The organism is Ignavibacteriota bacterium (genome assembly GCA_016713565.1).
Lineage (GTDB): Bacteria > Bacteroidota > Ignavibacteria > Ignavibacteriales > Melioribacteraceae.
Genome location: JADJOX010000007.1, coordinates 25,779 through 39,158, shown reverse-complemented (window position 1 = coordinate 39,158; position 13,380 = coordinate 25,779). Strand labels below are relative to the sequence as shown.

Annotated in this window: 8 protein-coding genes; 5 read left to right on the top strand and 3 right to left on the bottom strand. The window is 31.0% G+C overall.

Features of this window, described 5'->3' with window-relative positions:
• Positions 1-116 precede the first annotated feature (116 nt).
• From glgP to IPK06_07215, 5 genes are all read left to right on the top strand, one after another.
• A complete protein-coding gene (gene glgP, locus IPK06_07235) occupies positions 117-2,681 on the top strand; it encodes an alpha-glucan family phosphorylase (GenBank protein MBK7979786.1) in 2,565 nt (854 codons plus the stop codon).
• 98 nt (positions 2,682-2,779) lie between these two features.
• Positions 2,780-4,117 (top strand): nucleotide sugar dehydrogenase, encoded by a 1,338-nt coding sequence (locus tag IPK06_07230; GenBank protein MBK7979785.1) that lies wholly within the window; start codon positions 2,780-2,782, stop codon positions 4,115-4,117.
• Positions 4,118-4,196: 79 nt separating this feature from the next.
• On the top strand, positions 4,197-5,294 hold the full coding sequence (wecB, locus tag IPK06_07225) for a UDP-N-acetylglucosamine 2-epimerase (non-hydrolyzing) (GenBank protein MBK7979784.1): 1,098 nt from the start codon (positions 4,197-4,199) through the stop codon (positions 5,292-5,294).
• A 1,779-nt stretch (positions 5,295-7,073) separates the two neighbouring features.
• Positions 7,074-7,394 (top strand): T9SS type A sorting domain-containing protein, encoded by a 321-nt coding sequence (locus tag IPK06_07220; GenBank protein MBK7979783.1) that lies wholly within the window; start codon positions 7,074-7,076, stop codon positions 7,392-7,394.
• Between the two features lie 151 nt (positions 7,395-7,545).
• Positions 7,546-9,684, top strand: coding sequence for a hypothetical protein (locus tag IPK06_07215; protein ID MBK7979782.1), 2,139 nt, complete (start codon positions 7,546-7,548; stop codon positions 9,682-9,684).
• Between the two features lie 31 nt (positions 9,685-9,715).
• On the opposite strand, the gene IPK06_07210 is transcribed toward IPK06_07215, so the two are convergent.
• From IPK06_07210 to IPK06_07200, 3 genes are read right to left on the bottom strand one after another with little or no spacing between them, the layout of a single operon-like run.
• On the bottom strand, positions 9,716-10,594 hold the full coding sequence (locus IPK06_07210; GenBank protein MBK7979781.1) for a glycosyltransferase family 2 protein: 879 nt from the start codon (positions 10,592-10,594) through the stop codon (positions 9,716-9,718).
• Between the two features lie 17 nt (positions 10,595-10,611).
• The gene (locus IPK06_07205; GenBank protein MBK7979780.1) at positions 10,612-11,913 is read right to left on the bottom strand and encodes an O-antigen ligase family protein; all 1,302 of its coding nucleotides are present in this window, start codon (positions 11,911-11,913) and stop codon (positions 10,612-10,614) included.
• A 2-nt stretch (positions 11,914-11,915) separates the two neighbouring features.
• Entirely contained in the window at positions 11,916-13,379 is a 1,464-nt protein-coding gene (locus IPK06_07200; GenBank protein MBK7979779.1) for an oligosaccharide flippase family protein, read from the bottom strand.
• Between the last annotated feature and the right edge of the window lies 1 nt (position 13,380).

Genomic DNA, 13,380 nt, shown 5'->3' with positions numbered 1-13,380 from the left:
CTTTGTTATTATTTTGTAAACCTTTATTTTCTAATTACATAATTATTTATATATTAGGTGAATTTTTTTCTACTTATTTGAATTGTTAATTGAAAAATACATAAATGGAGCTGTAAATGGTAAAATTTATTGGAAATTTTAGTGTAATTCCATCACTACCAAAAAGATTAGAACCACTGAGAGAAATAGCATATAACTTGTATTGGTCATGGAACCACGATGCACAGGAACTATTTTGGAGATTGGACAGAGATCTTTGGGAAAGTACTAATCATAATCCTGTAATGATGCTTGGTAAAATCAGTCAGCAAAAATTAAATGAAATTTCTGAGGATGATGGTTTTATTTCGCATATGAACAGAGTTTACTTGCAACTTAATATTTATCTTGAAGATAAAACATGGTATCAAAAAAAATACGGTGAAGCTGAAACACCTTATATTGCATATTTTTCCGCAGAATTTGGATTAACCGAATGTTTACAAATATATTCAGGCGGATTAGGTGTATTGGCAGGCGATCATTTAAAATCTGCAAGTGACCTTGGAATTCCATTAGTTGGTATCGGGATTTGCTATAAAGAAGGATATTTTCAACAATATTTAGCTGCGGACGGTTGGCAACAGGAACTTTATCCAATTTCAGATTTTTTAAATTTACCCATGACTTTAGTTACAAATGAAGATAAAACGCCGATTAAGATATCATTAGATTTTCCCGGTCGTTTAGTGTTTTTTCAAATTTGGAAAATCCAAGTTGGAAGAATTCCCCTTTATTTATTAGATACTAATGTTCCGGAAAATAATGATGAAGATAAAAAAATAACCAGAGCGCTTTACGGCGGAAACAAGGAAACTCGCATTCAGCAGGAAATTATTTTAGGAATAGGCGGAATTAGAGCACTGCATGAATTAAATATTAAACCGTTAATTTGTCATATGAATGAAGGACATTCTGCATTTTTGGCTTTAGAAAGAATTAGAATTTTAATTCAAAAGGGATTGACATTCGATCAGGCAAAAGATATCGGCAATTTTTCTAATATTTTTACTACTCACACTCCTGTACCGGCAGGGATTGATGTTTTCGGCAATGATATGGTGGAAACATATTTTGGAAAATATTATAGAGAAGAGCTCAAAATTACGGATAAACAATTTTATCAGCTTGGAACAATAATACAAAACAAACCGCCGTCAAATTTTAATATGGCGCATTTGGCAATGAATATGGCTGGAATGGTAAACGGTGTAAGCAAGCTGCATGGAGAAGTATCAAGAAAAATGTGGACAAATGGCTTCCCGGATATTCCTTTCGATGAGATTCCGATTGAATATGTTACTAACGGAATTCATACAAGATCTCATTTATCTTCCGAAATGTCAGAACTATTAACAAGGTATTTAGGTGAAGATTTTGCATCTGGAAACGGCGATAATGTTGCATGGCAGGCAGTTGATGAAATTCCTGATGAAGAATTATGGAATACTCATGAAAGAAGAAGAGAGCGTTTAGTTTCATTTGCCAGAAAAAGATTAAGAAAGCAATTAATTGCCCGCGGAGCTTCTAATTTGGAAATTGAAGCTGCTAAAGAAGTCTTAAACCCTTCGGCATTAACTATTGGTTTTGCCAGAAGATTTGCAACATATAAACGAGCTACTTTGATTCTTAAAGACATTGAAAGATTATCAAATTTACTAACTAACCCTGATCGACCAATACAATTTATTATTGCAGGAAAGGCACATCCGCAGGATGAAGAAGGCAAAAAGTTAATTCAGGAATTGGTTTCAGTTTCTAAAGATCCGTTATTTAGAAAACGTATTGTATTCTTGGAAAATTACGATATGAACATTGCAAGATATATGGTAGAAGGCTGCGACGTTTGGCTTAACAATCCAAGACGTCCGCTTGAAGCAAGTGGAACTTCAGGAATGAAAATAATTGCCAATGGCGGATTGAATTTCAGCATTTTGGATGGATGGTGGGATGAGGCTTATCAAAGAGAATTAGGCTGGAAAATAGGAAACGGTGAAGAGTATCAAAATACAGATTATCAAGATGAAATAGAATCAAGATTAATTTACGAAACACTGGAAAAAGAAATTGTAACAACTTTTTATAATAGAGGAGAAGACAAACTTCCAAGAAAATGGATTTATATGATGAAACAGTCGATGAAAAATCTTGGTCCTGTTTTTAATACAAATCGAATGGTTTCGGAGTATACTGACAAATATTATTTTAAAGCGTTAAATAGACGTAAATTCATTTTAGGAAATGATTGGGAAGAAGCTAAAAAGTTTTCCAAATGGAAAGCCGGTATTTTGAAAAATTGGAAAAGTATTAAATTTGTCAGTGTTTCGGAAGAAAGTCCAAAGTCTGAGATGAAAGTAGATTCAGCGTATAAGCTTAGCTGTGAGGTAGATTTAGGAAAATTATCTCCAAACGACGTTGAAGTTCAAATTTATTTTGGAAAACTTGATAATATTAATGACGCTAATTCAAATAATTTTGTCATTATGAATTATGTTAAGTCAAATGAAGAACTTGGAATTCATACTTTTTCCGGCGAAATAAGATGCTTTAATACCGGTTATTATGGATACACGTTGAGAATTTTACCTAAACACAATTTATTGAATAATCCTTTTGAACTTAATCTTATTCATTGGGCTTAATTATTACAAGAATAAATAAATTGCTATAAATTAAAATTTACTTCTAATTTGTAAATGAAAAAAATTAACTCTGTTTAAGCACATTAAAAGGAAGTTATATGGAATTTTTAACAAAAATTAAATCGAAAACGGCTAAAGTCGGCATAATAGGACTTGGATATGTTGGACTGCCATTAGGATTAGAATTTGCCTTAAAGGGATTTAGTGTAATCGGTTTTGATATTGATGAAAGGAAAATACCAATATTAAAAAAAGGTCAAAGTTACATTAAACATATTTCCGCAAAAAGAATTAAAGCAGCTGTTGATTCAGGCAGATTTGAAGCAACTTCAGATTTTAAAAGATTACCAGAAGTTGACGCAATAATTATTTGTGTTCCTACTCCATTAAACGAGCACCGTGAACCGGATATGTCATATGTTGTTAATACAGCCGAAACCATTTCCAAATACTTGAGAAAAGGGCAGTTAGTTACACTTGAATCTACTACATACCCAGGAACCACAGAAGAAATCCTTCAGCCATTATTTGAAAATTCGCCAATGATTCAAAAGACCGGAACAAAAAAATTAGTGGTCGGAAAAGATTTTTATTTAACATTTTCACCGGAAAGGGAAGACCCTAATAATCCGGATTTTAACACAGCTACAATTCCAAAAGTTATTGGCGGAGTAACTAAAAATTGCGTTAAAATTGCAGTAGAATTATATAATAATGTTATCGTTAAAACTGTTCCGGTTTCATCACCGAAAGTTGCCGAAGCTACAAAATTAGTTGAAAATATTTACCGTTCAGTTAATATTGCCTTGGTAAATGAACTAAAAATGGTATTTGAAAGAATGGGAATTGACGTTTGGGAAGTAATCTCCGCAGCATCAACAAAACCATTTGGCTTTAACCCGTTTTATCCGGGTCCAGGTTTAGGTGGTCATTGTATTCCAATCGATCCTTTTTATTTAACATGGAAAGCTCGTGCTTATGAAATTAACACAAGATTTATAGAACTTGCTGGTGAAATAAATACATTTATGCCTTATTATGTGGTTGAAAATGCTGCAAAATTTATGAATGATGAAATGAAAGCTCTAAAAGGAGCACAAGTTTTGATATTAGGTGCGGCATATAAAAAAGATATTGATGATATGAGAGAATCCCCATCGCTAAGATTAATTGAATTATTTGAAAGGAAAGGAGCAAAAGTTGATTTTAACGATCCTTATGTTCCTAAATTATTTAAAATGCGAAAATACAGTTATACAATGAAATCTGTACCTCTAACTGCTGCAAATTTATTGAAATATGATTTAGTTGTTTTAAGTACTGATCATTCGGATTATGATTACAAATTTATTTCAGAAAATTCAAAGCTTATTATTGATACAAGAAATGCATTTGAAAAACACGGCGTAAAAGCAAAGCACATTAAGAAATCATAATACAAATATTTATTCAGCCGAATTCAGTTTCTATAAAATTGTTTTCGGCTTTTTATTCCATAACTTAATAAAAGAATACATGAAAAAAGTAATATCTGTTGTCGGCGCTCGTCCAAATTTTATGAAGGTTGCTCCAATACATAGAGCATTTCAAAAATATAAAGATTCAATTCAACATTTGATTTGTCATACTGGTCAACATTATGACGAAAAAATGTCTAAAGTATTTTTTGAAGATTTAGAGTTGCCCAAACCTGATTTTTATTTGGGAGTAGGAAGCGGAAGCCATGCCGAACAAACTGCCAATGTAATGATAAAATTTGAAAAGATTTTACTTGAAGAAAAACCTGATATGATCATAGTTGTAGGCGATGTTAATTCTACTATTGCCTGCAGTTTAACAGCGGCAAAACTTCACATTAAAATAATTCATGTTGAAGCCGGATTAAGAAGCGGCGACAGAGAAATGCCGGAAGAAATTAATAGAGTTCTAACCGATGCGATTTCCGATTTACTGTTTGTAACCGAAAAAAGCGGAATTGAAAATTTGAAAAATGAAGGTGTTTCCAATGGAAAAGTTTACTTTACAGGAAATGTTATGATTGACAGTTTGGTTTACTTTAAGCCAAAAATAGCAAATTCTGATTTTTTAAATAATTTTGGACTTGAATCCCAAAAATATGTTTTAGTTACTCTGCATAGACCAAGCAACGTAGATGATAAACATCAATTAATAAAATTAATTGACGTATTAAACACATTAGCAGATAAACGAAAGGTTTTATTTCCAATACATCCCCGTACTAAAAAAAATCTTACCGATTTTGGACTGATCGAAAAAATCAGCAAAAATCTTATTTTAACCGACCCAATAGGATATCTCGATTTCCTAACTTTAACCAGTAATGCCGAACTTATTGTTACAGATTCAGGAGGAATTCAAGAAGAATCCACATTTATGGGAATTCAATGTATTACTTTGAGAACATCCACGGAAAGACCAATAACTGTTGAAGTCGGAACAAACCAATTACTAGGAAACGACCTTGAAAAAGCCAAAATAGCGGCAATAGAAGTTTTGGATGGAAAGTTGAAAAAAGGCTCAATTCCCGAACTTTGGGATGGAAAAGCTGCCGAAAGGATTGTTTCAATCATTTCACAAAAATTAAGTGCATAAAAACATCCTTTAAATTTTATTATTTTAAAAATTTTTCGAATAATAATTATAAAAATTTTTGATAATTATCACATTAATTGCAATTATTTCTTCTTATTTGCCTAAGAAATAAAATTAATTTAACAAAATAAATTATTTGATCGGAAAGTGAAAATGAAGTTTAAATATTTTAGCATCATTTTATTTTTTATTATATCTGCATTGCTAACAAATTCAATAAATGCAAAATTTATATCAACATCAGATGACAGCATTTATCTAAAGAAAAAAGGTGGAGTATGTTTCAGATTTGATGATAACGCGCCGATTGCTGATTATATGAGAGCCGCAAGATTATTCGCAAAATACAACGCAAATTTTTGTATGTCATTAAATTTTAGCATGTTCAGTTCACAGCAATATATTGACAGTATAAGAGTTCTTCAAGATATGGGCAACGAAATTATGGACCATACGCCAAACCATAGAACAAACTTTTTTATAACTCAATTTCCAATAAATGATTACCTCAGACCAGAAACAACAATTCCAATTGATGGAATTGATCACATTCAGAATAATAAAATTTGTTTAGAGTTTGAAACAATAGATACAAGTAATGCAGTTAAAAGTGGAGTTTGTGATATTTTCCAAAATGAATTGATAAGTTCAAATAATTTTACTGAATTAGCAGAAAGTGAAATATTTGTTTACATACCAATTTTAAATAGAATAGTTCTAATTGATTCAGTCAGCTTTAATAAAATATTCTTTTTGGATATTTGGAATGATAAATTGATATTGCCAACAACTTGGCAGACAAAATATTTTATTTTTGACCAAAACGATATACAGATTTCGGAAAATGCGCTTAAGCTATTAGCAAACGAAACAACTAAACTTGCGAATTTATTTAATATAAATCCGCCAAATGTTTGGATACAACCTGGCGGAAAGTTTCCACAATTTACTAAAACAAAGCTTGGCAATATTTTAGGTAATGAACTTAATTACGTAGCTGGAGCAGCCGAAAATAAAGGAAGACAAATTTATAATGAACTTGACCCAAATAAAAATGAAAAATTTGAAATGCAGTGGGGAGATTTTTTTGACGATACTTGGACTGTTGAGAAATGCAAAAATATAATTGCAGATAGAACTGCAAAACATTATATGCAAATCAGTCATGCTCATTTTTATGCAATTGATTCTATTGAACATTATTTTTCAAAACTTGATAGTTTACTCTCTTGGCTCACAGAAAATAATATTCCCATTAAAACATACAGTCAATGGGCTAAGTATTTATATGAAGAGACACCAGACCCTTATGTTAATATTTTCCCTAGTTTATCTACTGATTTGGACAAGAATATTTCAGATCTAGATACCAACGGAGTACCGGATGGTTATACACAAAGATATTGGTCTGGACAAGGCAATTTAATTAATGACACAACGATTACAAGTGCTGATAAGTTTGCTTATTCTATTTCTACTAATTCCAGAATTTGCAGAGTTGAAAATTTAGCTGGAATTGAAAAAGGAAAAAATGATTTTAAGATTTATACAAAAGGAAACCCGGGCGATTCTATTGAGGTGGTTTTTTCATTTGGGGAATATTCAAAAACTAATGATGCTGTTTTTAAATTTCCGGCAGATTCAAAAGATTGGGTTGAATATTCAATAGAGCAGTCTTCAAACGGAAATACATCACTCATCATTCCGGAAAATGTAAATTTTATTACAATTGATATTTTTTGCTCCAATTATGTATCCGGCGAAGTTAGAATAACAGGAATGTATTTGGCAAAAAGCAGAACATCAGAAACCCAAACGCAGGTAGATAAAATTCCAAATTATTATGCTCTTAACCAAAATTTTCCGAATCCTTTTAATCCTGAGACAAAAATTTCATATAGTATTGCAGAAAACTCAAACGTAACCTTAAAAGTCTATAATATTCTTGGGAGTGAGATTGCAACGCTTGTAAATAAAAAACAAAATTCCGGCAACTATGAAGTTTCATTTAACGCGGTAAACATTTCGAGCGGTATTTATTTTTATACTTTGCAAAGTGGAAATTATACGCAGACAAAAAAAATGGTATTAGTCAAATAATTAACTTTTATGCTTTGTAAAATAAAGTAATAATATTTTATCGTCTTGTAGCTAAGTGATATAAATCACATGTCGTTTTTTTTTGAAATAAAAACATCTAATTTAACATAATCAGATTTTAGGTATTGTTAGAAATATTGAAAGCAAAAAAATGATAAATTTTTATAAAATTAAATTATTATTGTTACTATTTCTCATAGGTGTGGAAACTTCATTTTCGCAAAGAAATGACATTTCTCAAATTCAAAATTCAGCAGAAGCAATTCCATTTGTTTCTAAAAAAGCCGGTATCGCATTTAGAATTGATGATAATCCGACAAAAGAATTCTATTCGCAAATGTCTCAATTATTTGATCATTACAATAATAATACGTTTGGGAGAACTTACCATTTCAGCTTTGCATTAAATATGGCTCGTACTGAGTTTGATACAACTGCTTATATAGATACGGTTAAAGCGATTCAAGCTCGAGGTCATGAGATTATGGACCATACTCCCAATCACCGAACAAACTATTTTACAACTAAATTTCCGGTTTCCGATTACTATATTCCGAATACAACTCTGTTTAAATCTGGTATTGATCGCGTAATTTCGCAAGGCAGCATAACAAAAATATGTTTAGAATTTAACCCGATTGATACAACAGGGTTGACTGCCATTGGCACATGCAGTGTTAGCGGTAATATGCTCACTGGAAATTTTTCATCTTTTAATTATGATACTGATGTTTATGTTTATTTGTTAGAACTTGACACCTTGCTTTATATCTCTGCTTTTAATAACAATAAAAGTGTTGCATATGTTGATGATGTTTGGCAAGAGCAAATAAGTCTTGGAGAAATATCTAACGTTACTTTTTATAAAATGACACGAGGAAACAGATTATCAATAGATGGTCTTAAAGTACTTGCAGAAGAGACTCAAAAGTTAGCTTTATTTTATGGACTTCAAAAACCAAAAACATGGATTCAGCCAGGAGGACGCTGGCCTATTTTATCTATGTCGGAATTAAAACAAGCGCTTACGCCGCTTGGGTACACAGCCGGTGCTTCATTTACTGATGTTGTTTCGCCTGGTGTTTCCGAAGCATTCAAAGTATTTAACGAATATGACCCGGAAGATCAAAAGAATTTCGGAATTCAGTGGGAAGATTTTAATGAAGATAAAACAAATCAAACTATTGAAAGTATAAAAACAAAAATATCTGATGGAATTGCCAAACATAAAGTTATGATTGGACATAATCATTTTTATGATCTTGGAAAAGTAGTAAGTGGAAATTCATATGTAACACCGACTGTTTATTTTCAAAGAGTAGCTGAGTTGCTTGCTTGGTGCAATCAAAATAATATTGAAGTAAATACATATAATGAGTGGGCAGATATTTTATTTGACAAAACACCTGATCCTTATGAAAATATATTCCCAGCATTAAATGTAAATTATGACAATTTTTCAAATAACTTGAATCCAAATGGTGTACCTGATGGATATGTACAAAGATACGCTAATGATCATGGTAAATTAGTTGTTGATTTTACATCTCCCGCACCAGGTAATTTATGTTATGCGATTGGAGGATATGCCAGAGTTTTTTTAATTCAGGAATTAGCCGGAATTGAAAAAGGGGAGAATCAATTTGAAATTTGGACTAAAGGCAGCACTAATGACAAAATTCGAGTGTTTTTTAGATTTCCTAATACAAATTATCCAGAAAAGGAATATTGGATTCCATCGGACACACAGACTTGGACTAAGCGAAATTTAAGCAGTTCTTCAAATGGAAATACTTCACTGGTTATTCCGGATGATGTGTCAAGGATTGAGGTTGAAATTAAAATATACTATTTCGATTCTCATGGTGATTCAATAAAAGTAACAGGCATGTCACTTTTTAAAAAGAAACAATCTACAGCTGTAAATTTGAAAATAAATTTACAGGGAGCATATAATAACGGAACAATGAGTGTTGATGAAGATTTTGAAGATATTATTCCGCAAAATCAACCTTATAATAATACACCATGGAATTATAACGGAAATGAAATTTTAACAATTTCACATCAAAACATTATTGATTGGGTACTTGTTGAACTAAGATCATCTGCTGATTCTAATTATTATGTTTACTCAAGGAAAGCCGCAATTCTGAAATCAGATGGAACAATAGTTAATTCAGACGGAACTCAGTTTTCAATGGATGTTGCAGCGGGAAATTATTATATGGTTATTTATCACAGGAATCATTTGCCGGTTATGAGTTCAACTGCAGTTCAATTTAATTAATTGCAATTCATTGATTTAATAAAAAGCAGGATTATTTTTTTGTAGGAAAGAATGTTTCCTTTAATCTTTGCATTTGTTCTTTTCTGAGGTAAGTTTTAAATTCTTTGCTGACTTTAATATTGTTATTAGTTATTACAGCCCATAAATAACCTAATAAATGCAAAATACCGCTAATTATCAAAGGTCTTTCTTTGAATCTATAGAATGATTTTATTATTTGAAACAAAGGATGATAACCGATAGAATGTGCTAGAAATCCTTCCCTAAATTTAGTTTCAATAACGCCCCAACGTCCAGTTCCCGAAAGGCGCAGATTTTGTACGTGCAAGTGCTCAAAAGACCTTACTTCCCAGCCTTTCATTCTTGCAGTTACTTCTGTTATTATATCTTCACCGCCGTTTTTTAATGGAACAAAACCGCCAATTTCTTCAAAACATTTTCTTCTAAAAAACTGAACGGCTCCTCTAACACTGTTGCTAGCCAAAACAACTTTAATTTTTTTACCTTTATATGTTTCAAAGAATATTCCGCCCGCCAAACCAAGTTTTTCGTTTTTTTTGAATTCTTCCAATATCTTGGAATAATAATCCGAATCAAATACCGTATCTGCATCTAAATTTCCAATAAAATCATAATCTATTTTAATTTCACTAATATATTTCAAAGCGATGTTAAGAGCATAAACTTTGGAAGCAAAATTTCTATCGTCTGTTTTATCATTTCTAATATACTTTATAAATAAATTTGTTTTTGAGTACTCTTGAATTATTTCGTCTGTTTTATCCGTTGAACCATCACTTACAATACACCATAAAATTGGTTTTATATTTTGGCGGATGACAGACTCTATTGTCTTTCCAATGTAATCTTGTTCATTTTTTGCCGCAGATATTAGTATATAATTATTCATCAAATTCTTTCTTAAATTTATTTTGAATTCTTGACCAAAATGGAACCTAAAATTGTCCATGCCAGCCAATAAAATATATCGCTGGGCAGGCTATAACCAGTTAATGCAGACTCTACAAAATTTGTTATTATGACAGTTACAAAAGTAAAATATGCGTAAGCTTTTTCAGGTGAAAACACGCTTGTTATTGAAAATATAAAAGGAAATGTTAAGGTTAATAACCATAATATAAGTCCAACAATTCCAACGCCGACCAATAATGATAAATAACCGTTATGAAGAGATTGTCTAACATTTCTCTCAATAAAACTTCCTTCCAAATCAACTTTCAGTTCATCTTGGAATATTTTACCTTCAACTCCATATCCATAACCAAATATAGGTTTTTCTTTGATAAAAATTTCGGCACTTTTCCAAATATCCTCTCTAGAACTTAAATCTGTTATTTCGGATGTTTCATTTCTTTTGAAACTTGACGGGGCAAAATACAACAATGAAACTAGAAAAATTCCAAGCGCAATACCCAAAGAAAATAATTTAACCCAATTTTTTTCTAATAAAAGCCACACTAAAACTCCTGCCGATGAAGCAAGTAATGTTGTTCTTGATCCGGTAAGAATATGTAAACCCATATTGATAAAAATAAGTAGTAAAATAAAGTATTTATTTTTAGACTTTATTGTATAAAATTTCCAAAGTAAAATTGGATAAGTCAACATACAGAATGAACCGAAAGTGTTCGGATGTTCCCATAAACCGACTAGTCTTGGTAGTTTCCACCACCAAACTCTAGAAGGAACTGCAACTGTTCCGGCTAATGTTGCCAAAATAATTATTGAAGCAAGCACGAACAATGAGTTCATAGCCTTCTTTAAATTACCATTTTCCTGCATCCAAACATTCAAACCTAATAAAAAACAAAAAACCGCAAACAACAATCCCGACCTTATTAAAGTAAATTTTTGATCTAGGGAATATATTGTAGAAGAAAAAGAGAAAAACAAAAAAATGCTCAATAAAATAAAATGGACTGGTACTTTAAGTTTATTTTTAGGGATATTTAGTGAAAATTTAATTATTCCTGCGATGCCTAACAATATTAGTGTTGCAGCACGTAGAGTACCTCCAATTCCAATAGTTGCATCATCCATTACAACATTTTCTTGAGGCAAATTATCAAAGAAAATTGCGGAAATAAGTGGAGTAAGAGCAAAAAAGAAAACTGCTATTTCAAAATTTTTCAACCATAATAAAAATAGTGCTGAACCTAAAATCAGTCCAATTCCCAAACCAAAAAATATGTATAGATCTTGATTCAATTTTATCTCAATTTTACGGATTTTAAAATTTTATTAAAACCATTTAGAAGTAATTCTTTTTCATTATTCAATAAAAACTTGCTGAACAAAAATCCAAGCAAAACGAAAACAATTAATATTGTTGAAATCATATAAAAAACTAAATAACTTTGAAAACTCAAAAAATAAAACGCCGTTAATACAAGCAATCCAACAATTAAAATAATATTAATTCTTTTTAAATCGACACTAATTCTAAATTCTTTATTACCATAATAAAATAAAGCAAAACCTGAAATTATTAAATAAGTATTTATCCCGAAAGCTGTGCCGAAACTTCCATAAAATTTTGTAGAGAAATAAGTAATTATTATGCTGATTATTGTTACAATGAAAGAAATGAATCCCGTTGTTTTGGTTTTGTTTTTCAAGTGAATTTGAGATTGACCGATATAATTTAAAGCTGTAAATCCCAAACCGGGAAGAAGGAAAATGACCAAAACATAAGCGTCTGAATAACCGCCGTTGCCGATTATGTTCATCAAATATTTAAATACATATAAAATTAAAATACCAACCAACAAGTATGCAAGTGAAATAAAAGTAATAATTTTGGAAATAATATTCTTTAATTCGGGATTATTTTTATTATTAAACACATATGGTTCGTAAGCTAATTGGAAAGGGGCGATTAAGACCATGATTCCAATTGATGCAACTTTGTAAGCAACAGCCAAAACGGCAACGTTTTCAAGACTTCTAAAAGCTCCTAAAAAATAATTGCCTGATGTATTTACCAGCATTGTTCCAGAAGTTGCCAATATCAATGGATAACCGAATTTGAATAATAATTTGGAAGTATGCGATGTAATTTTCAAACCGTCTTTGATTATAATCCAAACCAGAACAAACAGCCAGGATAAACTATATGTGAAAATTTGAGCGAATAATACGCCGTTAATTCCCCAATCGAAATATTTTAAAACAATCCAAGTGGAAATTATCAAAAGTACAGATGAAACAATGCTAATAATCATGTAATTGACGCCCTGATTTTTAGCTCTAAAGTATGACAGAATATTTAAACTTAGAGTTCTAAAAATACCGACTAATATTGTTAGAATAATTACATTTTCCAAAACTTCAACTTGAAATAATTTTGATAGATAAGAAGCGGGAATAAAAAATGAAATACCAAGTAATAAAATACCAACAACAATATTAATAAAAGTAGAGCTGCCAATTAAATCATTTAACTTATTACTTGACTGATATTCGGAAAAAAACCGCATGAACGCGGAGCGCATTCCAACGTCATTTATTGTTATAATTATTTCTGTTGTAAAAAGCAAAGTAGCTAATAAACCGTAATCCTCCTTTGATAAAAATTCGGTATACAGTGGAATCAACAAAAACGTAGTAAACCGGATAATAATAATTCCAATGGCATAATAAAGCGTATTTTGGCTGAATGATTTTAATTTCATT